Consider the following 22183-nt stretch of genomic DNA (forward strand, 5'->3'; position numbering starts at 1 on the left):
ATCGAGCGGTTACGGGACGCGGCGGTACGCGCCGTCGCTGGCACTGGTGGCCATCGACGCGTACGCCCGCAGGGCTGCGCTCACGGGGCGCTGCCGGTCCACGGGGCTGTACGGTTTTTCCCGCTTGTCCTGAACGATACGCCTCTCGGCCAGCACCTGCTCCGGGACCTCCAGGACCATCGATCGGGCCGGGATGTCGATGGCGATGGTGTCGCCGTTCTCGACCAGCGCGATCAGGCCGCCACCGGCCGCCTCGGGCGACACGTGCCCGATGGACAGGCCGCTGGTGCCGCCGGAGAAGCGCCCGTCGGTGATCAGCGCGCAGGCCTTGCCCAGGCCCCGGCCCTTGAGGAACGAGGTCGGGTAGAGCATCTCCTGCATGCCGGGGCCGCCGCGCGGGCCCTCGTAGCGGATGACGACCACGTCACCGGCCACGATCTCGCCGCCGAGGATGGCGGTGACCGCGTCGTCCTGCGACTCGAACACCTTCGCCGGGCCGGTGAAGCGCAGGTTCTCCTCGGAGACGCCCGCGGTCTTCACGACCGCGCCGTCCGGGGCCAGGTTGCCGAACAGGATGGCCAGGCCGCCGTCGGCGGAGTATGCGTGGGCCAGGTCCCGGATGCAGCCGTTGGCCGCGTCGGTGTCCAGCGTGGACCACACGTTCTCGGTGCTGAACGGCTGCGTGGTGCGCACCCCGCCGGGTGCGGCGTGGAAGAGCTTCTCGGCCACGGGCAGGGTCGCGCCGCTGCGGATGTCCCAATCGGACAGCCAGCCCGCCAGGTCCGGCGAGTGCACCGCGTGCACACCGGTGTGCAGCAGCCCGGCCCGGTTCAGCTCGCCGAGCAGGGCGGGGATGCCACCGGCCCGGTGCACGTCCTCCATGTGGTACTGCTGGCTGTTGGGCGCGACCTTGGCCAGGCAGGGCACCCGCCGCGAGATCGCGTCGATGTCGCCCACGCTGAAGTCCATCTCGGCCTCGCGGGCCGCGGCCAGCAGGTGCAGGATCGTGTTGGTCGAGCCGCCCATGGCGACGTCGAGCGCGACCGCGTTCTCGAACGCCTCGCGGCTGGCGATCGCCCGGGGGAGCACGGAGGCGTCGTCACCGTCGTAGTAGCGCCTGCACAGGTCCACGATCAGCGAGCCGGCCTGCTCGAACAGGGCCTTGCGGGCGGCGTGGGTGGCCAGCGTGGAGCCGTTGCCCGGCAGCGCGAGGCCGATCGCCTCGGTGAGGCAGTTCATCGAGTTGGCGGTGAACATGCCGGAGCAGGAGCCGCAGGTCGGGCAGGCGGAGCGCTCGATCTCGCCGAGCTGCTCGTCGCTGACCGCGTCGTTGGACGCGGCGATCATGGCGTCGATCAGGTCGAGCTTGGTGTGCACGACACCCTCGACGGCGACCGTCTTGCCGGCCTCCATCGGGCCCCCGGAGACGAACACGGTGGGGATGTTCAGGCGCAGCGCGGCCAGCAGCATGCCGGGGGTGATCTTGTCGCAATTGGAGATGCAGACCAGCGCGTCGGCGCAGTGCGCGTTCACCATGTACTCGACCGCGTCGGCGATCAGCTCGCGGCTGGGCAGCGAGTAGAGCATGCCGCCGTGGCCCATGGCGATGCCGTCGTCGACGGCGATCGTGTTGAACTCGCGGCCGACACCGCCGGCCTCGGCGATCGCCTCGGAGACCAGGCCGCCGAGGTCCTTGAGGTGTACGTGCCCCGGCACGAACTGGGTGTAGCTGTTGGCGACGGCGATGATCGGCTTGCCGAAATCGCTGTCGGTCATACCGGTGGCACGCCACAGCGCGCGGGCGCCGGCCATGGTGCGACCGTGAGTGGAGGTGCGGGAACGCAGCTCGGGCATGTCGTAAGTGTGTCACTCGTCCGAGCACGCGCCCAGCTCAGCGTTGCCGTGTCCACTACACGGGACGGTGGTGATGCGGGAATGTCGCACAAGGTGTCTCGCTTTGTGCTCATAGCTGCGGCAGAGTGGTGACGTGGACCTCCCCCCGGGGCTCGCGATAGCCGTACTGGCGAGCGTGTTGACCGCTGTGCCTGTGGTCTGGGCACTGGCGACGAATCGGCTGGTCGACCAGCACGGCCTGGTCGTCCGCGCGAACCGGCTCACCGCCGGTGCGCTGATGGTGTACGCCCTCGCCGCCCCGATCGCCTGGGTGCACACGGCTGGCTGGCCGGACGGCTGGGTGGACCGGATGAGCAGCCGCATGGTGCTAGGCGGCCTGCTCGGCCTGCCCGCGTCGATCGCGGCCCTGCTGCTGGTGGCCGCGCTGCTGGAGATCACCGATCAGGTGGTCGGCGACAACGCCCGGCTGCGGCTGATGCTCGAGTCGCTGATGGTGGCCTCGGGACTGTTCATCGTGGCCTGGACGTTCCTGCTCGCTCCGGACAAACCGGGACACCACCCGATTCCGGGCGCATGCGTGCCGGTCCTGGTGGCCACGGTGCTGTGCTCGGTGGTGCTGGGCTTGAGCGCGGTGCTGGTGGTGCGTGCCCAGTTGCGGCAGGGTCCACTGCTGCGGCACTGCATCGGCGCGGGCCTGCTGACCCTCGGCATGACCGCGATCGCCGGGGGCGCGTGTTACGGGGTGCCACTGGTGGTGCTGGCCGGAGCGGTCGCCGTGCCGCTCGGTGCGGCGCTGTGGTTCATCGGCCCGCCGCCCCCGCCGCGCACCAGCGACTCCGAGTCGGCTTCGCCGAGTTCGGGCCTGGCCGCCGGGCTCGCTCCGGTGGTGACGATCTCCCTGGTGGCGGTGCTCGGTTACGCCCGCGGCATGGGGATCGAGCCGGTCACCGCCGTGGTCGGCATCCTGAACGGCTTCTTCATGGTCGGCCGGCAGTACCTGGCCGTGGTGGACGTGCGCCGGGCCAACAACCGGCTGGCCGACAGCGAGTCGCACTTCCGCGAGCTGGCCCACACCGATCCGCTGACCGGCCTGGCCAACCGCCGCGGGCTGCTGCGCACCATGTACCTCGACGCGGCGGGCGGCCCGCCCTGCGTGCTGCTCACCCTCGACCTGGACGGCTTCAAGAACGTCAACGACATGCGCGGGCACGACGCGGGCGACGCGGTGCTGATCGAGGTCGGCCAGCGGTTGCGGCTCAACCTGCGGCCCGGTGACCTCGCGGCGCGGCTGGGCGGCGACGAGTTCGCGGTGCTCATGTGGAGCAAGCCCGGCGAGGCCGCGAAGGTCGCCACCCGGCTGCTGGCCGTGCTGTCCCGGCCCTACCAGCACGGTGCGGCCGACATCTTCCTGTCGGCCAGCATCGGCCTGGCCGGGTGCAGCGCCGCCGACGACATCCCGACCCTGCTGCGCAACGCCGACCTCGCCCTGCGGGCCGCCAAGCAGCGCGGCAAGAACCGGGTCGAGCTCTACGACGAGGTGTACGACAAGCAGCTGCGCCGCCGCACCGCGATCGAGCACGAGCTGCGCGGTGCCATCGAGCGCCAGGAGCTGACCCTGGCGTACCAGCCGGTGGTGGCCCTGCCGTCGACCCGCCCGGTCGGCGCGGAGGCCCTGATCCGCTGGAAGCATCCCGAGCTGGGCCAGGTCGGGCCGCTGGAGTTCATCCCGATCGCCGAGGAGACCGGCCAGATCGAGATGATCGGCGCGTGGGTGCTGGACCAGGCCTGCCGCCAGCTCTCGCGCTGGGTGCAGGAGGGTTACGACGTCTGGGTGTCGGTGAACATCTCCCCGCGGGAGCTGCACTCCACCAAGTACGTCACCAGTGTCAAGGAGGTGCTGCGCAAGCACCGGGTGCCGCCGTCGCGGCTGGTGCTGGAGGTGACCGAGCACGCCGTGGCGACCGACCTGGACGAGTTCCGGCGCACCCTGGCCGCGCTGCGGGCACTGGGCCTGCGCATCGCCCTGGACGACTTCGGCGCTGGCTACTCCTCGCTGGGACAGCTGCGCCAGATGCCGGTGGACATCCTCAAGATCGACCGCGATCTGGTCATCGACGCGCCGTCCGACCACGGGCCGGGCGCGCCGATGGTGGACGTCGCGGTGCGTCTGGGGCAGCGGCTCGGCCTGCAGGTGATCGCCGAGGGCATCAGTGAGCCGCATCACCGCCGCCTGGTCGAGGCGACCGGCTGCCCGTACGGGCAGGGCCAGCTGTTCGGCATGGGAGTGCCCGCCGAGCACCTGGAAGCGCGGCTGGCGTCCTCGGGCAACGGGGCGCCCAAGGCCCTGCCCGCGGCACCGGCCCGGCCGCAGCCGAGTGCGCCGACGGCGGCCAACGGCGCGACGCCGACCAAGATGCTCCCGAGCGCGCAGAGCGCCCCCGGAAACAGTGCCTCACCAGCCAAGTCATTGCCGATCGGGCAGCCCCTTCATGGGCTGAATCCGGGCCGCCACGACACGGCAGTCCCAACATCCGGGAGCAGTTGACTCAGCGGCTGAGATGAGTCAAGCTGGGCCCATGTCGACCTCTCGGCCGTCCGCCCGAGTACTTACCTGAGCGCACTCTCCACTGAGCGAGAGTGCGCTGGCCCCCGTGCGAACTTTGCACGAGGGCTTTTTTGTTGGCCGGACGCCCTGAGACCTTCCAGATGCCAAAGGTGATCGGAAAATGACTAGACCCAGCCCGGAGTCCCTGGCCCAGCGGGCCGCGGCGCAACGATCAGCGCCCCCCGCCGCCCCCGGCGCCCAGTCCGCCCCCGTGGCGGCGACCGGCGCCCAGAGCCTCGTCAAGTCCCTGGAGGCGCTCGGGGTAGAGGTGGTCTTCGGCATTCCCGGCGGCGCCATCCTCCCCGCGTACGACCCCCTGTTCGACTCGAAACTGCGCCACATCCTGGTCCGCCACGAGCAGGGCGGCGGGCACGCCGCCACCGGGTACGCCCAGGCCACCGGCAAGGTCGGCGTGTGCATGGCGACCTCGGGCCCCGGCGCGACGAACCTGGTCACCCCGATCGCCGACGCCTACATGGACTCGGTGCCGCTGGTGGCGATCACCGGTCAGGTGGCCCGCCCGTCCATCGGCACGGACGCCTTCCAGGAGGCCGACATCCAGGGCATCACCCTGCCGATCACCAAGCACAACTTCCTGGTCCAGTCGCCCGACGAACTGCCCCGGGTGCTGGCCGAGGCGTTCCACCTGGCCGCCACCGGCCGGCCCGGCCCGGTCCTGGTCGACATCCCCAAGGACGTGCTGCAGGCGCAGACCACGTTCAGCTGGCCGCCGGTGCTGGACCTGCCGGGCTACCGGCCGACCCTGCACCCGCACGGCAAGCAGATCCGCGAGGCGGCCCGCCTGATCATGGCGGCCAGGCGCCCGGTGCTGTACGTCGGCGGCGGCGTGCTCAAGGCGCAGGCCACCGAGGCGCTGCGCGAACTGGCCGAGCTGACCGGCATCCCGGTGGTCACCACGCTGATGGCGCGGGGCGCGTTCCCCGACTCGCACGCCCAGCACGTCGGCATGCCCGGCATGCACGGCTCGGTGTCGGCGGTGTACGCCCTCCAGCGCAGCGACCTGCTGATCACCCTCGGCGCGCGCTTCGACGACCGGGTGACCGGCAAGCTGGACAGCTTCGCCCCGGACGCCCAGGTCATCCACGCCGACATCGACCCGGCCGAGATCGGCAAGAACCGCCACGCGGACGTGCCGATCGTGGGCGACGTCAAGCACGTGCTGGAGGAGCTGATCACAGCGCTGCGGGCCGAGACCCACCCGGCGCGCGACGAGTGGTGGGCGCAGCTCAACGACCTGCGCACCCGCTACCCGCTGGGCTGGGAGGAGCCGGAGGACGGCACCCTCGCCCCGCAGTACGTGATCAAGCGGCTGGGCGAGATCGCCGGACCGGACGCCGTCTACGTGGCGGGCGTCGGCCAGCACCAGATGTGGGCCAGCCAGTTCATCTCGTACGAGAAGCCCGCCACCTGGCTGAACTCCGGCGGTCTGGGCACCATGGGCTACGCGGTCCCGGCCGCGATGGGCGCGAAGGTGGCCCGGCCCGACGCGGTGGTGTGGGCGATCGACGGCGACGGCTGCTTCCAGATGACCAATCAGGAACTGGCCACCTGCGCCCTCGAGGGCATCCCGATCAAGGTGGCCGTCATCAACAACGGCAACCTGGGCATGGTCCGGCAGTGGCAGACCCTGTTCTACGACTCGCGTTACTCCAACACCGACCTGGGCACGCACAAGCACCGCATCCCCGACTTCGTGAAGCTCGCGGAGGCGCTGGGCTGCATCGGCATGCGCTGCGAGTCGGCCGAGGACGTCGACAAGACCATCGAGGCCGCCATGGCGATCAACGACGCGCCCGTGGTCATCGACTTCGTGGTCGGCAAGGACGCCATGGTGTGGCCGATGGTCGCCGCCGGCACCAGCAACGACGAGATCCAGTTCGCCCGCGGCGTCCGCCCGACCTTCGACGAGGATGATCTCTGATGAGTAAGCACACTTTGTCTGTGCTGGTCGAGAACAAGCCCGGTGTGCTGGCGCGCGTGGCGGGGCTGTTCTCGCGGCGCGGGTTCAACATCGACTCGCTGGCGGTGGGGGAGACCGAGCACCCCGAGGTCTCCCGCATCACGGTCGTCGTCAACGCCGACGAGCAGCCGCTGGAGCAGGTCACCAAGCAGCTCAACAAGCTGGTCAACGTGCTGAAGATCGTGGAGCTGGAAGCCAGCACCGCGGTGCAGCGCGAACTCCTGCTGGTGAAGGTCCGGGCCGACCGCCCGGTGCGCTCGCAGGTGCTGGAGACCGTCGAACTGTTCCGGGCCAAGGTCGTCGACGTCGCCCCGGACGCGCTCACCATCGAGGCGACCGGCACCGCCGAGAAGCTCGACGCGCTGCTGCGCGACCTGGAGCCGTACGGCATCAAGGAGATGGTGCAGTCGGGCCTGGTCGCCATCGGCCGCGGCTCCCGCAGCATCACCGCCAACCCGGCCCTGCGCCTGGCCGCCTGACCAACCGCCACCCGCTCGCCCCTTGCCGCAACTCTTAAAGAGTCGCGGTGTGCGTTGCCCTTCGAGGCCGCGACTCTTTAAGAGTTGCGGCAGGAGGGAAGGGGCGGGCGGCCAAGACGATCAACTGGTGGGACGCGGCGTGGCCGCGTGCACCGCACGCCGGAGCCGGGGGCGAAGATGCCCTGGCCTGGCGAGTGACCTTGAGAGGGAACCAAAAATGGTTGAGATCTTCTACGACGACGACGCCGACCTGTCGGTCATCCAGGGCCGCAAGGTCGCGGTGATCGGGTACGGCAGCCAGGGTCACGCCCACGCGCTGTCGCTGCGCGACTCGGGTGTCGACGTGCGCGTCGGCCTCAAGGAGGGCTCGAAGAGCCGGGCCAAGGCCGAGGAGCAGGGCCTGCGCGTCGTCACGCCGGCTGAGGCGGCGGCCGAGGCCGACGTCATCATGATCCTCGCGCCGGACACCGCGCAGCGCTTCATCTACGCCGAGTCCATCGCGCCGAACCTGACCGCGGGCAAGGCGCTGTTCTTCGGCCACGGCTTCAACATCCGCTACGGCCTGATCACGCCGCCCGCGGACGTGGACGTCGCCATGGTCGCCCCGAAGGGCCCCGGCCACCTGGTGCGCCGGCAGTACGTCGACGGCAAGGGCGTGCCCTGCCTGATCGCCATCGAGCAGGACCCGACCGGCGGCGCGCAGGCCCTGGCCCTGTCGTACGCGAAGGCGATCGGCGGCAGCCGGGCGGGCGTCATCAAGACCACGTTCAAGGAGGAGACCGAGACGGATCTCTTCGGCGAGCAGGCGGTCCTCTGCGGCGGCGCGTCCGCGCTGGTCCAGACCGGCTTCGAGGTGCTGACCGAGGCGGGCTACGCGCCCGAGGTGGCGTACTTCGAGTGCCTGCACGAGCTGAAGCTGATCGTGGACCTGATGTACGAGGGCGGCATCGCCCGGATGCGTTACAGCGTCTCCGACACCGCCGAGTACGGCGACGTCACCCGTGGCCCGCGCGTCGTCGACGCCCGGGTCAAGGAGGAGATGAAGCGCATCCTCGGCGAGATCCAGAACGGTGAGTTCGCCCGCGAGTGGGTCGCCGAGGACGACAACGGCCGCCCCAACTTCACCAAGCTGCAGGAGCAGGGCGCGGTGCACCCGATCGAGGAGACCGGCGCCAAGCTGCGGGCCATGATGAGCTGGGTCGACCGGCCGATCACCGAGACCGCCTAGAGCTTTCCTCTCCCAAGGTGTCCGGCCGCGCAACCTTGCGGCCGGGCTTACCGGGCCGTGCCCAGGCGATCCCTGGGCACGGCCCGGTTTTTCTTGATCATGCCGTTTCGCCCGGTCAGCGCTTTCCGGGGCGCGCAGCGCGTTCTTGACCGGTTCCAGAGACGGCCGGAAACGGACTGAGCAGCACGAACGTGAGTACCGTCACGCGGTGGCTTGGACCTGCGAAGCACCCGAGAGCCCGTAGCATCGCGGGGGTAGGGCCCGACACGCAGTGCGGCGAACCGGGCTGAAGTCATCCAACTCTCTCCGTGAGGCAAGCTGTGACTCCCGTCGTTCTCATTGCCGAAGAACTCGCTCCCGCCGCGCTCGACGTGCTGGCGCACGACTTCGACGTACGTCACGTCGACGGCACGGACCGGGCGGCACTGCTTGCCGCGCTGGCCGATGCCGATGCCGTGATCGTGCGCAGTGCCACCCAGATCAACGCCGAGGCCATCGCGGCCGCGCCGCGCCTGAAGGTCGTCGCCCGCGCGGGCATCGGCCTGGACAACGTCGAGGTGCCCGCCGCCACCGCCAAGGGCGTGATGGTGGTCAACGCGCCGACGTCCAACATCGTCTCGGCCGCCGAGCAGGCCATCGCGCTGCTGCTGGCCGTCGCCCGCAACACCGCCTCGGCGTCGTCGGCGCTGAAGAACGGCGAGTGGAAGCGCTCGAAGTACACCGGTGTCGAACTGCAGGGCAAGACCGTCGGCGTGGTCGGCCTGGGCCGCATCGGCGTGCTGTTCGCGCAGCGCATCGCCGCGTTCGGCACCCGCCTGATCGCGTACGACCCGTACGTGCAGCCCGCCCGCGCGGCCCAGCTCGGCGTGCGCCTGGTCGGCCTGGAGGAGCTGCTGCGCGAGAGCGACTTCATCTCGATCCACCTGCCGAAGACCCCGGAGACCGTCGGCCTCATCGGAGCCAAGGAACTCCAGCTGGTCAAGCCCGACGTGCGGATCATCAACGCCGCGCGCGGCGGTCTGATCGACGAGGACGCGCTGGCCGAGGCCCTCGCTGAGGGCCGCGTCGCCGGTGTCGGTGTCGACGTCTTCCTCAAGGAGCCGTGCACCAGTTCGCCGCTGTTCGCGTTCGACAACGTGGTGGCCACCCCGCACCTGGGCGCGTCGACGCACGAGGCGCAGGACAAGGCCGGTCTGGCCGTCGCCAAGAGCGTCAAGCTGGCGCTGCAGGGCGAGTTCGTGCCGGACGCGGTCAACGTGCAGGCCGGCGGCCTGGTCGCCGAGGAGGTGCGGCCGCTGCTGCCGCTGGCCGAGAAGCTGGGCAAGGTCTTCACGGCCATCGCCGGCGGCGTCGCCGCGGGTGTCACCGTCGAGGTGCGCGGCGAGATCGTCAACCAGCACGACGTGTCGGTGCTGAAGCTGGCCGCCAGCAAGGGCCTGTTCAGTGCGATCGTCGAGGAGCAGGTCACCTACGTCAACGCCCCGCTGATCGCGGCGGACCGCGGTGTCGAGATCGACCTGACCACGAACCCCGAGGCCAACGAGCACAAGAACCTGGTGACGGTACGCGGCGCGCTGCCGGACGGGCGTACCGTCTCGGTCGCCGGTGCGGTCGTCACCCACGGCCTGCGCGACCAGCTCAAGCTGACCGAGCTGGACGGTTTCGACCTGGAGCTGGACGCCGACGGCAACCTGATCTTCTTCCGCTACGCGGACCGGCCCGGTGTGGTCGGCGCGGTCGGCACCGTGCTCGGCGCGGTCGGCGTGAACATCGCGGCGATGCAGGTGGCCCGGCGCGAGGCCGGTGGCGAGGCGCTGATGACGCTGACCGTCGACTCGCCGGTGGCGGCGGACCTGCTGCAGCGGGCCGCGGAGAACATCGGCGCGGTGTCGGTCAGCGCGGTTGATCTCACCGAAGAGTGAGCAGGTGCTTGCGTAGCGTGTTGGCAACTGGGTAGCCTGCACGGGTGTCCATTGCGGACACGCTCGCCCTACGTCCCGGGACGGGTCTTCGGGTGACCCCTGCCGAGGCGGGTGGCGGACGGCCAGATGAGCACCGATCGGCCCGGTGAGCTGTTGTCGCAGCTCACCGGGCCGATTGCTGTTCCGGCGCCTGCGGGGAGCGCCGGGCAAGGTCGGCGCGGCGGCCGTTCGGCGGCGCCGCACCTCGCCGGGTGTTCAGCCGCACCGCCGGGTACGACGCCGAGCGGCCGGACGCGGGGGTAATCCGGCCGCCGGGCCGCCGTCCGTGGCAGCATTCCGGCATGAGTGAGTCGTCCCAGACGGAGATCGTCATCGCGCCGGTCGGTTTCGAGCACCTGCGCCAGGTTCTGGATCTGGGCTACCGGGTCTTCGACACGACCGTGAAGCCGTACACCTCATGGTCGCTGACCGCCGTGGCCGAGCACCTGGACAGCGGGGACAGCGCCTGCTGGGTGGCGCTGGACGGCACCGCGGTCGTCGGGTTCGTGCTCGGCTCGCAGACCTTCGAGCTGCGCGACGACTGGGGCTACCTGGAGTGGATCGCGGTGGATCCGGCGTACCAGGGCCGGGGCATCGCCGGTCGGCTGGTCGACTCGTGCTGCGAGGCGCTGTTCGCAGGCGGGGCGAGCCGCGTGGTCACCGACGTCGAGTCGTCCAACAGCGCGTCGGCGACGCTGATGGCGCGCAACGGCTTCGCCCCGGCGGTCACCGTCACCCTGTTCGTCCGCAGCAGCCAGCCTGACGAGGAGCCCGGCCGGGCCGTGCGCGGCGTCTCCAAGCGCCCCCTGATCCGCAGCGGCCGCCTGCTCGGCGACCATCGCAACCCCTGAGCCGAGATTCCACATACTGGAACGAGTGTACCGTTGGGTGGGAGCGGGGCTTAACGTTCGGTAGACATGTGCAATGAGCGGAAGCGGTAGGGAGCGGGCTGGCATGCGCATCGCGGTCGTGGCGGGTGACGGGATCGGCGCCGAGGTGGTGGCGGAGGGACTCAAGGTCCTCGACGCGGTGCTGCCGGGCGTGGAGACGACGCCGTATGACCTCGGCGCGGCGCGCTACCACCGGACCGGTGAGGTGTTCCCGGACTCCGTGCGCGACGAGCTCGCCCAGCACGACGCGATCCTGCTCGGCGCGGTCGGCGACCCCTCCGTGCCGCCGGGCGTGCTGGAGCGGGGCCTGCTGCTGAAGCTGCGCTTCGACTTCGACCAGTACGTCAACCTGCGCCCCTCGCGGCTGTGGCCCGGCACCACCGGCCCGCTGGCCGGAGTGAAGCCGGGTGAGATCGACTTCGTGGTGGTGCGCGAGGGCACCGAGGGCCTGTACGCGGGCGCCGGCGGCGGCCTGCACCGGGGCACCCCGGCGGAGATCGCCACCGAGGAGAGCCTGAACACCCGCCACGGCGTGGAGCGCGTCATCCGCGACGCCTTCGCCCGCGCCGGCAGCCGGACCCGCCGCAAGGTCACCATGGTGCACAAGACCAACGTGCTGACCCACGCGGGCGGCCTGTGGGCGCGCACCTTCGCCGAGGTGGCCACCGAGTTCCCGGACATCGCGACGGAGTACCAGCACGTCGACGCGGCGGCCATGTTCATGGTGACGAACCCGCAGCGTTACGACGTGATCGTCACCGACAACCTGTTCGGCGACATCCTGACCGACATCGCGGCCGCCGTCACCGGTGGCATCGGCCTGGCCGCGAGCGGCTGCATCAATCCGACGCGGGCCTACCCGTCGATGTTCGAGCCGGTGCACGGCTCCGCGCCGGACATCGCGGGCCAGGGCAAGGCCGACCCCGTGGCGGCCATCCTGTCGGTGGCGCTGTGCCTGGAGCACCTGGGCCACCCCGACGAGGCCCGCAAGATCGAAGAAGCGGTGGCCACCGAGCTCTCCGGGCGCACCGGGGAGCCGATCCGCACCGCCGAGGTCGGCGACCGGGTATCCGTACTCGTAGCATGACCGCCGGGCCTCGGTCCGTCGGTGACCGGGGCGGATACGCATAAACTGCCCAGGTCATCGACCGGGCTGGGGTTGAACGACCGTTAGAGGTAAGTTTTCCCCCAGATCCCGCAACGATGGAGGGCAGCGCGCATGAGCGGCGGTGGCACGATCGACTTCGAGATCCGTGAGAGTTCGCAGCGGGTATCGGCCACGGAGCGCGAAGCGCTGCTGGCCAACCCCGGCTTCGGACGGATCTTCACCGATCACATGGTGACCATCCGGTACGCCGAGGGCAAGGGCTGGTACGACGCGCGCGTCGAAGCGCGGGCGCCCATCCCGATGGACCCGGCGACCGCCGTACTGCACTACGCGCAGGAGATCTTCGAGGGCATGAAGGCCTACCGGCGCGCCGACGGCCGGGTCGGCTTCTTCCGCCCCGACGCCAACGCGCGCCGGTTCGCGGCGTCGGCCCAGCGCATGGCGATGGCCCCGCTGCCGGAGGAGCTGTTCCTGGACTCGATCCGCCAGCTCGTCGGCATCGACCAGGAGTGGATCCCGACCAGCGCCGAGGGCAGCCTCTACCTGCGCCCGTTCCAGTACGCCAGCGAGGTCTTCCTCGGCGTGCGGCCGGCCCGCGAATACCTGTACTGCGTGATCGCGTCGCCGGTCGGGCCGTACTTCTCGGGCGGCCTCAAGCCGGTCACCATCTGGGTGTCCGACGACTACACCCGGGCCGCGCCCGGCGGCACCGGCGCGGCCAAGTGCGGCGGCAACTACGCCGCCTCGCTGCTGGCCCAGGCCCAGGCCGCCGAGAACGGCTGCGACCAGGTCGTCTACCTCGACGCCGTGGAGCGCAAGTACGTCGACGAACTCGGCGGCATGAACGTCTTCTTCGTGCGCGCCGACGGCTCGATGTTCACGCCCGAGCTCAACGGGTCGATCCTGCCCGGCATCACCCGCGACTCGATCATCCAGCTCGCCCGCGAGCAGGGACGCGCCGTCGAGGAACGCCCCGTCACCATCGACGAGTGGCGCGACGGCGCGCGCAGCGGCGAGATCGTGGAGACCTTCGCCTGCGGCACCGCCGCCGTGCTCACCCCGATCGGCACCGTGCGCGGCGTCGACGGCGAGTTCAAGCTCGGCGACGGCGGCACCGGCCCGGTCACCGCCGGCCTGCGCCAGTCCCTGGTCGACATCCAGTACGGCCGCTCCGCCGACCCCTACGGCTGGACATCCACCCTGTAACCAACCCCGGCCACCGGTACCAGCCACCGGCCATCGGCAACGGCACCGGGCTCCGGCCACCGGCTTCCGGTCGAAGGAAGGGCACCTTCTTAACGCTCCGCGTTGAGGAAGGTGCCCTTCTTAACGCCAGGAGGTCCAAGATCGCCGTTTGCGGTCAAAACCTGTGGTGGGACCATAGGTTTTGACCGCAAACGGCGATCTTCACGGGCGGTGCCGACCCGCGCGGCGCGGCAGCCAGGTGGCGGGCGGCCAGACGGGGCGGTGGCGGTGGTGCATAGCAGATCAACTCGGTGGGCGGTGGTTGTCCACAAGCGGTGGTCCGTCCACAGGCAGCGCAGGTCACGTGGTTGTCCGGCGTACGTCTCACGGCGAATCTGCCCTGCATGGCTTCCGATTCCACCGCCGTCCTGGACGCACTGGCGCAGCGGCAACAGCAGTTGCTGACCCGAGCGCAGGTGCTGGCCGCCGGGCACACCGACATGCTGATCTACCGCCGCATCCAGACCGGCCGCTGGCAGCGCGCCCTCGCCGGGGTCTACTGCGTACACGGCGACACCCTGACCGACGAGCAGCGCCGCGTCGCCGCCGCCCTGTACGCGGGCCCCGACGCGCAGATCACCGGCCCGAGCGCGCTCGCCTGGTACGGCTTCCGTGCACTGCCACCGGCGCAGGAGGTGAACCTGGTCGTCCCGCACGCGACCCGCTGCCGTTCCCACGGCTTCGCCGTCGTGAAGCGAGCGCTGACCCTCGACCGGCGCGCCCGGCACACCGACCTCTACCGGGTGGTCAGCCCGGCCCGCGCGGTCGTCGACACGTGCCGGGAGCTGCGCGAACTGCGTGCCGTGCGCACGGTGATGGCCGAGGCTGTGCAGCGTTTCCGGGTCCCGCCGAGGCGGCTCGACGACGAGATCAGCCGCGCCGGGCGCAGCCGTACGGCGGTGGCCCGCAAGGTGCTGGCCGAGCTCGCGGGCGGGGCGGGTCCGGCCCCGGCCGCGCAGGCGCGGGCTCTGCTGGCCGGGCTGCCGGAGCTGGGTCCGGTGCTGTGGAATCCGCGGCTCGCGTTGACCGACGGCACACCGCTGCCCACGCCCGGCGGCTACGTGCCGGGCGCGGCGCTGGCGATCGAGGTGGATGCGCGGGAGTCCCATCCGAGCCGGGAGGACTGGGCCCGCTCCCTGGAACGGCACAACGCGCTCGGGCGGCACGGCGTGCAGGTGCTGCACTTCACGCCCTCGTTCGTGGCGGGTCAGCCGGACGAGGTACGCCGCATCGTGGCTGAAGCCGCGACCCTGCGAAAGGGCTTCCGCACCAGCGTGCGCGTGGTGCGGAGTTAGGAAGGCGCCCTTGCTCGACGGATGGCGACGGGAAGGTGCCCTTCCTCGCTCGGGAGGGGTCTAGCGGGTGGGACGGTGAGTGCTGGTGGGGCGTGATCCCGATGGGCGGGAACCGTGCGGACGGGTGCCGGCGGGTCGGGTGCCGGCCCAGCGCGCTACGGACGATCGTATGACCCCAAATTGGGACTCGACGTGCGCCAGGTGTCGCTCTACGTTGTCAGGTGCCATGTCGGACCTCCTCGATACCTCACCTAACGACCGCCCTGCCGGGCGGTCGCTGCCCGATGCGCGTCATCAGGCGGGTTCGAGGGGTGGCGGGGCTGCTGCTCAGAAGGCTCGGCGCAGGGTCGGGGTGGGTTTGAGGGCGGCCGGCCGGGACAGGGCCGGCGGGGCCAGGCGGCGGCGGGCGCTGAGCGGCAGGTCGAGGAACGCGGCATCGAGCGCGACCAGCGCCTGCACGAGTGCCTGCTGGAACTCCTCCGGATCGGGCAGCTGCCAGCCGATGCTCTGCGGCGAGACTTTCCACCTGATCGGGCCGTCGGGCAGCACCGTCGGCGGGGCGGGGATCCACGAGCCCCGCGAGTGCTGCACGATGTCGACGCGGTGGTCCAGTTCCGGCGCGAGCGCGCCGCCGGAACGCATCAGGAACATCCAGCTGCCTGCGGCGGTGACCGCGACGGGTCCGCGTACGCGGCCCGCCGACGTTGCGCGGCCCGGTCCGGTGGGCGGCCCGTACACGGCGCGCGAGCCGAGCAGGGCGGGCACCTCCAGCACGTCGAAGGCGTGGCCGGTGGGCAGCAGCAGCGCGTGCGGGCGTTCGCTCCACCATTCGTCGAGCTGCGCTGAGCGGGTGCTGGACCGGTTCTCCCAGTCCTCGTACAGCGGGTGGCTGCTGGTGGCGAAGCAGTTCAGGCGGTCACATGCCATGCGCCGGCCGTTGAAGTATCCGCCCGGTGTCACCGCCCAGCCGTGGTCGGCGAACCGCTGCGCCGCCAGGCGCAACCGCCGCCGCAACAGGCCTTTGCCGAACGGCGCCTGTGGCCACCGCATGAGTCCGACCCCCACTTCCGGGTTAGGGGCGTCGATCCTAGAGATCGACATCCGCAAAAGCCGTCACCGACACGCCGAGCCGTCGTTACATCGACAACAGTCCAGAGCAATCGTCTGAATGCATTGTCCAACTGCAACTTGCATTTAAAGATACGAGTGTCGGACCGGAAGTGGGCGCACAGACTGTGCGACTCGGTCAGACCGACCCGATGAGGGGAGGGCTGGAGGATGGAAGAGCTGCCGATAGGCCGCCGGGTGTCGTACTGGCGCAACCGCCGCAAGATGTCGCAGCAGGTCTTCGCCGACCGCCTGGGCAAATCCAAGAGCTGGGTGGACAAGGTGGAGCGCGGCGTACGCCGACTCGACAAGTTCTCGGTCGTCTACGAGATCGCCGACGTGCTCCAGCTCGACGTCCAGCTGCTGCTGGGCAAGGACCCGGAGCGCCGCCCCGACAGCATGAACTGCATCGACCAGATCGAGGTCGCCGAGATCCGGTCCGCGCTGGAGCGCTACGACCAGATCAGCGCGTTCTTCTACGCGACCCCGGAACCGCCGCCGATCACGGAGATGCGCAAGGCCGCCCTGCACGCGTGGCAGACATGGGAGCACGGCCGCTACGGCGTGCTGGCCCGCGCGCTGCCCAAGCTGCTGCGCGACGCCCAGGCCGCCGACACGGCGTACGCCCACTCCGACGACTCCCGCGAGGCGGCGCACCTGCTCGGCCAGGTGTACCAGCTGGCCTCGTCGGTGTTGCGCAAGCTCGGTGAACTGGACCTGAGCTGGCTGGCCGCGGACCGCTCGATCGCGGTGTCGCAGCGGGCCGGTGACCAGCTGCTCGCCGGCGTGGCCACCACCCGCGTGGCGAACGCGCTGCGCGCTCTGGGCCGCCACCGGGCCGCGCTGGAGGTCAACGTCAACATCGCCAACCGGCTCTGCCCGACGCCGGGCGCGACCACCGACGACCAGCTCTCGGTGTACGGCTTCCTGCTGCTGCAGGGTGCGATGGCCGCCTCCTGCATCGGCGACAGCGCGACGATGCGCGATCTGCTGTCCGCGGCCCAGGAGGCCGCGGCGGGGCTGGGCGGCGACAAGAACCACTACTGGACCAGCTTCGGCCCTACCAACGTGCTCGTGCACCGGGCCGCCGCGGCGGTCGAACTCGGTGAGGGCGGCCTGGCCATCTCCATCCACGACGGGCTGGACCCGACCGCGTTCAACGCGATGCTGCCCGAGCGCCGCGCCCACCACTACCTCGACATGGCCCGTGGCTTCGCCCAGGTGGGCGACGTCGAGCGGGCGGGCGAGATGCTGCTGGAGGGCGATCTGCTGGCGCCCGCCGAGATCCGCTGCCGGCCGATCGCGCACGAGGTGCTCAGCGACGTGCTGCGGCGCACCCGCGGCACGCCCACGGCGTCCCTGGCCGAGCTGGCCGAGCAGATGGGGGTGGGCGTGTGAGCGGCCTGGCGGGCAGCGTGACGGGCACGGCCGGACCGGGTGTCCGGACGGTGCTGTACGTCATCGCCTGCGGCTCGCCGGTGACCCGCGACGTCGGGCTGCTGGTCGGGCTCGCCCAGGAGCGCGGCTACGACGTGTGCGTGGTGGTCACGCCGGACGGGCGCAAGTTCGTCGACGTCCCGGCGCTCGCGACGCTGACCGGCCATCCCGTGCGCAGCACCTACAAGAACCCCGGTGACCCCGACGTGCTCCCGTCGCCGGATGTGCTGATCGTGGCCCCGGCGACGGTGAACACGGTGAACAAGTGGGGTGCGGGCATCGCCGATACGCTCGCGCTGGGGTTGATCGTGGAGAGCCAGGGCAAGGGCCTGCCGATCGTGGCGATGCCGTTCACCAACGCGGCGATGGCGCGGCACCCGGCGTTCCAGGAGAACATCGTGCGGCTGCGCGGCTGGGGCATCACCGTGCTGTACGGCGACGACGTGCTCAAACTGCCCGCACCGGGGGAGGGTGACGCCAACCGCCACGAGTTCGGCTGGGCGCTGGCCCTCGACGCGGCCGAGAAGCTCTGCCCGCCCGCCGCGTGAGCCGCCCGCGCCACGCGGCCCGCCGCCCCCTGCGCAGTAGTCTGTCCGGGTGACCTGGACTGTCGCGACCTTCGCCGAGCTGCTGGAGAACGAGTTCCCGGCGCGGTGGGCCGAGCCGTGGGACCGCGTCGGCCTGGTGACCGGGCGGCCCGAGCAGCCGGTGACGCGGGTGCTGGCGGTGGTGGACGTGCTGCCGTCCACGGTCGCCGAGGCGCTCGACACCGGGGCGGACATGATCATCGCGCACCATCCGCTGCTGCTCAGCGGGGTGTCGTCGGTGGCTGCCACGACCTACCAGGGCCGGATAATCCACGACCTGATCGGCAACGGGGTGGCGCTGTACGTCGCGCACACCAACGCCGACGTCGCGAACCCCGGCGTCAGCGACGCGCTCGCCGACCTGCTCGGCCTGACCGGCACCCGGCCGCTGCGGGCCACCGAGGAGGGCCGCGGCTTCGGCCGGATCGGCCGCCTGCCCGCGCCGTGCACCCTGGGCGAGTTCGCGCACCTCGCGGCCGCCGCGCTGCCGGTCGCCCACTGGGGCGTACGCGTCGCGGGCGACCCGGCCCGGCCGGTCTCCACCGTCGCGGTCTGCGGCGGCTCGGGCGACGAGTTCATCCGCGACGCGGTCGCCGCGGGCGCCGACGTCTACCTGACCGGGGACCTCAAACACCACCGGGTCGCCGACGTGCTGGCCACGGGCGGCCCCGCGCTGGTCGACGCGGGCCACTACGCCACCGAACGGCCGTGGCTGACGCCCCTGGCCGCGTGGCTGCGTACGGCGACCGGACTTGAGACCATCGTCTCCGAGACCACCACCGATCCGTTCGGATTCCACGCCTGCGCGACACTTGACCCGGTCGCCTGAACGTGGCCTTTGACAACTGGACAACCGCGAGAGAAGGAGTGCCGACGTGAAGGCCGACCCGAAGGATCAACAGCGGTTGCTCGACCTGCAGGCGATCGACACCACGCTGCAGCAGCTGGCCCACCGGCGTAAGAACCTGCCGGAGATCGCCGAGCTGGACGTGCTCGGCAAGGCGATCGGCCGGCTGGAGGACGAGCGGGCCCGCGCCGAGGTCGACGTCGACGACCTGGACCGCGACATCGCCCGGCTGGAGCGCGAGGTCGACACCGTACGCCAGCGCAGTGCCAAGGACCAGCAGCGCCTCGTCGACGGCCGGCTGCCCGCGCGCGAGCTGACCGCGCTGGAGCACGAGATCGCCTCGCTCGCCCGGCGGCAGTCCGAGCTGGAGGACGCCGAGCTGGAGCTGATGGAGAAGCGCGAGACGTCGCAGGCCGCCCTGGACGCCGTCGACGAGAAGATCTCCGTCGCCCGGGAGAAGCGCATCGCCGCCGAGAACCGCCGCGACAACAGCGTCTCGGAGATCACCAAGGAGGCGGAGTGGAAGCAGAACGCCCGCCGCCCGCTCGCCGCCGACCTGCCCGCCGAGCTGGTGCAGCTGTACGACAAGATCCGTGAGTCGTCGGGCGGGCTCGGCGCGGCCCTGGTGCAGTACGGCCGCTGCGGCGGCTGCCGCCTGGAGCTGTTCGGCGCGGACCGCAACCGGGTCAAGTCCGCCCCGGTGGACGAGGTCGTGCGCTGCGAGGAGTGCCGCCGCATCATGGTGCGCACCGGGGAGTCCGGCCTGTGACCATCGGAAAGGTGATCATCGAGGCCGACGGCGGGGCGCGCGGCAACCCCGGCCCGGCCGGGTACGGCGCGGTCGTACGCGACCCGGCCAGCGGTGAGGTGCTCGCCGAACGCGCCGCCGCGCTCGGCGTGACCACGAACAACGTCGCCGAGTACCGGGGGCTCATCGCCGGGCTGGAGGCCGCTGCCGAGCTGGGGGCGTCGCAGGTCGAGGCGCGGATGGACTCCAAGCTGGTGGTCGAGCAGATGTCCGGCCGCTGGCAGATCAAGCACCCGGGACTGCGCCCGCTGGCCGCCGAGGTGGCCACCCTGGTGCGCAAGTTCGAGCAGGTCACGTACACCTGGATTCCGCGCGAGCGCAACCGCGCCGCCGACGCGCTGGCCAACGCGGCCATGGACGCCGCCGCCGGCAAGGGCGGATCGGCCGCCGGAAAGCTGGACGGCGAGACGGCGTTCGGCATCGTCACCGCGTGGGACGCCGACGCCTTCCCGATCGTGCCCGATGGTGACGCGGCGACCGGCTCCGCCGCGAGCAGGACCGCCACGTCCGGCGGGCTGGACTCCCGTGCCGGGACGGCGTCCGGACGCGCCGCCGGTGGCACCGCGACAGCGCGGCCGCGTGAGGACTGGGCTCCCCGGACGGCCCCCGCGACGCGGCTGGTGCTGGTCCGGCACGGCGAGACGGAGATGACCGCGCAGAAGCGCTACTCCGGCCGCGGTGACGTGCCGCTGTCGGCGGTGGGGGAGGAGCAGGCCGCGGCCGCGGGACGACGGGTCGCGGGACTGCGACCGGACCGGGTGGTCAGCTCGCCGCTGAGCCGGTGCAAGGCCACGGCGGCGGCGATCGCGGCGGCCGCGGGCGGCATCCCGGTAGGTGTGGAGAACGACCTCATCGAGTGCGACTTCGGCGTCTGGGAGGCGATGACCTTCGGCGACGTGCGCGAGCAGTATCCGGCCGAGCTGGACGCCTGGCTGGCCTCGACCTCGGTCGCGCCGCCCAAGGGCGAGTCGTTCCAGCAGGTCGCCAAGCGGGTGCGCGGGGCGATGGGCAAGTTGCAGAAGGCGTACGAGGGGCAGACCGTCGTCATCGTGTCGCACGTGTCGCCGATCAAGCTGATCCTGCGCGACGCGCTCGCGGCGGGCGACGCGTTCCTGTACAGGCTGCTGCTGGACCCGGCCGGGGTCTCGATCGTCGACGTGTGGCCCGACGGCGGCGTCTCGGTGCGCTCGGTCAACGACACCGCCCACCTGCAGCCCAACCTCTGACAGACGTGGCGAAGGGCACCTTCCACAGCATGTGGAAGGTGCCCTTCGCACTGCGCTAGGCGAGGGTGAAGCGGACCAGGCGCTTGACGGGGTCGGCCTGGGTGAGGCGGACGGTGACCTGGTCGCCCGCGGTCAGCTGGCCGTCGCAGCGGGCGCGTACGGCGGGCTCGGTCAGGGCGACCGTGCCGCCGGGTTTGCCGTGGTTGGTGTCCAGGACGGTCGCCGGGAAGGTCTCGCCGATGCGGCCCGCCAGGATGGTCGCCTCGACCAGGTCGATCGCGCCGCGTTCGGCCGCCGAGGAGACCCGGTCGGTGCCGGACATGACGGCGGGCAGCTCGGGCAGCGCCGCGGCGGCCCAGGCGGGCACCTCACGGCCGTCGTGCAGGGCCAGGCACACCTCGGTGACGTATCGGTCGGCCAGCCGCCGCAGCGGGGCCGTGACATGGGCGTACGCCGCCGCGACGGCGCTGTGCAGCGGCTGCTCCGGCACCTGCCCGGCGAACGCCGTGTACCCTGCGCCGCGCAGCAGTTCGGCGGCCTCGTCGACGAACGCGGCGTGCTTGGGCTGGGCCGGGTCCAGCCCGGCGAGCACCTGACCCACCGTCATCTCGGCGGGCCAGTCCACGCCCAGGCCCTTGGCCGCGACGCGCAGCCGGGCCACCGCCTCCGGGTCCGGGGCGGGCATGGTGCGCAGCAGGCCGATCCGCCCCGCGAGCATGATGTCCGCGCCCGCGCGGCCGGTCAGCAGGGAGATCTGGGCGTTCCACTCCTCGGCGGGCAGCGGGGCGCGCAGGCGCAGCTGCCAGCCGTCGCCGTGCGGCTCGATCTCCTGCTCGGGCATCGGCAGGTTGATCGCGCCGCGCTCCAGCCCCCGCGCGGTCAGCAGCTTTCCCAGCTCCGGCAGCAACGCGATCGGCTCGGCGAGGGTGCCTTTGTCCACATCGGCCTGTACGCCCTCGTAGGCGAGCTTGGCCCGGCTGCGCACCCGCGCCCGCTCCATCCGTACGCCGACCGTGTCGCCGTCGGCGGAGACGTCGATCGTCCACACCACCGCGGCCCGGTCCACGCCCGGCAGCAGGCTGACCGCGCCCTCGCTGAGCACCGGCGGGTGCAGCGGGACCTTGGCGTCGGGCAGGTAGACCGTCTGCCCGCGCCGCCAGGTCTCGGCCTCCAGCGGGCTGTCCGGCGTCACGTACGACGCGACGTCGGCGATGGCGTAGTGGACCCGGTAGCCGCCGTCGCGGCGCACCAGGCACACGGCCTGGTCCAGGTCACGGGAGCCGGGCGGGTCGATGGTGACGAAGGGCAGGTCGGTGCGGTCGGCGTCGGGCAGCTTCACCTCGGCGGCGGCCGCCTCGGCCTGGGCCTGCGCGGCGGGCGGGAAGCCGTCGGGCAGTTCCAACTCGCGGCGCAGCGGGGTGAAGTCGATGGCCTCGGCGTGCAGGCGGCGGTATGCCATTGGTCATTCTTACCAGGTGCCCGCGCGCGGTGGCCCCGCCCGTACGGGCGGCACCGCGGTCGGGCA

General features: G+C 71.5%; 17 protein-coding genes. 14 read left to right on the forward strand and 3 right to left on the reverse strand.

What is annotated here, in order from left to right:
* Positions 1 to 9: 9 nt before the first annotated feature.
* Positions 10 to 1854, reverse strand: a complete 1845-nt coding sequence (gene ilvD / locus HAV40_RS21735; protein ID WP_166384077.1) for a dihydroxy-acid dehydratase — start codon at positions 1852 to 1854, stop codon at positions 10 to 12.
* Between the two features lie 133 nt (positions 1855 to 1987).
* Between ilvD and HAV40_RS21740 the strand changes: the two genes are divergently transcribed.
* From HAV40_RS21740 to HAV40_RS21780, 9 genes are all read left to right on the forward strand, one after another.
* Positions 1988 to 4399, forward strand: a complete 2412-nt coding sequence (locus HAV40_RS21740; protein WP_166384079.1) for a putative bifunctional diguanylate cyclase/phosphodiesterase — start codon at positions 1988 to 1990, stop codon at positions 4397 to 4399.
* Between the two features lie 181 nt (positions 4400 to 4580).
* A complete protein-coding gene (locus HAV40_RS21745) occupies positions 4581 to 6401 on the forward strand; it encodes an acetolactate synthase large subunit (protein WP_166384081.1) in 1821 nt (606 codons plus the stop codon).
* On the forward strand, positions 6401 to 6919 hold the full coding sequence (gene ilvN / locus HAV40_RS21750) for an acetolactate synthase small subunit (protein ID WP_120318427.1): 519 nt from the start codon (positions 6401 to 6403) through the stop codon (positions 6917 to 6919). Before HAV40_RS21745 ends, ilvN begins: the two co-directional genes overlap by 1 nt.
* A gap of 217 nt (positions 6920 to 7136) precedes the next feature.
* Positions 7137 to 8147 (forward strand): ketol-acid reductoisomerase, encoded by a 1011-nt coding sequence (gene ilvC / locus HAV40_RS21755; RefSeq protein ID WP_166384083.1) that lies wholly within the window; start codon positions 7137 to 7139, stop codon positions 8145 to 8147.
* A gap of 320 nt (positions 8148 to 8467) precedes the next feature.
* The gene (gene serA, locus HAV40_RS21760) at positions 8468 to 10069 is read left to right on the forward strand and encodes a phosphoglycerate dehydrogenase (protein WP_166384085.1); all 1602 of its coding nucleotides are present in this window, start codon (positions 8468 to 8470) and stop codon (positions 10067 to 10069) included.
* Between the two features lie 341 nt (positions 10070 to 10410).
* Entirely contained in the window at positions 10411 to 10959 is a 549-nt protein-coding gene (locus HAV40_RS21765) for a GNAT family N-acetyltransferase (protein ID WP_166384087.1), read from the forward strand.
* A 103-nt stretch (positions 10960 to 11062) separates the two neighbouring features.
* Entirely contained in the window at positions 11063 to 12085 is a 1023-nt protein-coding gene (locus HAV40_RS21770; protein ID WP_166384089.1) for a 3-isopropylmalate dehydrogenase, read from the forward strand.
* Positions 12086 to 12217: 132 nt separating this feature from the next.
* Positions 12218 to 13312, forward strand: coding sequence for a branched-chain amino acid aminotransferase (locus tag HAV40_RS21775; RefSeq protein WP_166384091.1), 1095 nt, complete (start codon positions 12218 to 12220; stop codon positions 13310 to 13312).
* 383 nt (positions 13313 to 13695) lie between these two features.
* Positions 13696 to 14646, forward strand: coding sequence for a type IV toxin-antitoxin system AbiEi family antitoxin domain-containing protein (locus HAV40_RS21780; RefSeq protein ID WP_166384093.1), 951 nt, complete (start codon positions 13696 to 13698; stop codon positions 14644 to 14646).
* A gap of 327 nt (positions 14647 to 14973) precedes the next feature.
* Here the strand turns inward: HAV40_RS21780 and HAV40_RS21785 are convergent, their stop codons facing one another.
* The gene (locus tag HAV40_RS21785) at positions 14974 to 15696 is read right to left on the reverse strand and encodes a bifunctional DNA primase/polymerase (RefSeq protein ID WP_166384095.1); all 723 of its coding nucleotides are present in this window, start codon (positions 15694 to 15696) and stop codon (positions 14974 to 14976) included.
* Between the two features lie 228 nt (positions 15697 to 15924).
* On the opposite strand from HAV40_RS21785, the gene HAV40_RS21790 reads away from it, so the two are divergent.
* From HAV40_RS21790 to HAV40_RS21810, 5 genes are read left to right on the forward strand one after another with little or no spacing between them, the layout of a single operon-like run.
* Positions 15925 to 17151: a helix-turn-helix domain-containing protein gene (locus HAV40_RS21790; protein ID WP_166384097.1), complete on the forward strand. Its 1227-nt coding sequence runs from the start codon at positions 15925 to 15927 to the stop codon at positions 17149 to 17151.
* Positions 17148 to 17738, forward strand: a complete 591-nt coding sequence (locus HAV40_RS21795; protein WP_239086436.1) for a flavoprotein — start codon at positions 17148 to 17150, stop codon at positions 17736 to 17738. Before HAV40_RS21790 ends, HAV40_RS21795 begins: the two co-directional genes overlap by 4 nt.
* Positions 17739 to 17787: 49 nt before the next feature.
* Entirely contained in the window at positions 17788 to 18606 is an 819-nt protein-coding gene (locus tag HAV40_RS21800; protein ID WP_166384099.1) for a Nif3-like dinuclear metal center hexameric protein, read from the forward strand.
* A 46-nt stretch (positions 18607 to 18652) separates the two neighbouring features.
* Positions 18653 to 19393, forward strand: coding sequence for a zinc ribbon domain-containing protein (locus tag HAV40_RS21805; protein WP_166384101.1), 741 nt, complete (start codon positions 18653 to 18655; stop codon positions 19391 to 19393).
* A complete protein-coding gene (locus HAV40_RS21810) occupies positions 19390 to 20658 on the forward strand; it encodes a bifunctional RNase H/acid phosphatase (RefSeq protein WP_166384103.1) in 1269 nt (422 codons plus the stop codon). The genes HAV40_RS21805 and HAV40_RS21810 overlap by 4 nt, the downstream gene beginning before the upstream one ends.
* Before the next feature lie 55 nt (positions 20659 to 20713).
* On the opposite strand, the gene HAV40_RS21815 is transcribed toward HAV40_RS21810, so the two are convergent.
* A complete protein-coding gene (locus HAV40_RS21815; RefSeq protein ID WP_166384105.1) occupies positions 20714 to 22117 on the reverse strand; it encodes an RNB domain-containing ribonuclease in 1404 nt (467 codons plus the stop codon).
* Positions 22118 to 22183 lie beyond the last annotated feature (66 nt).

It is taken from the genome of Catellatospora methionotrophica (assembly GCF_011297335.1).
Lineage (GTDB): Bacteria > Actinomycetota > Actinomycetes > Mycobacteriales > Micromonosporaceae > Catellatospora > Catellatospora methionotrophica.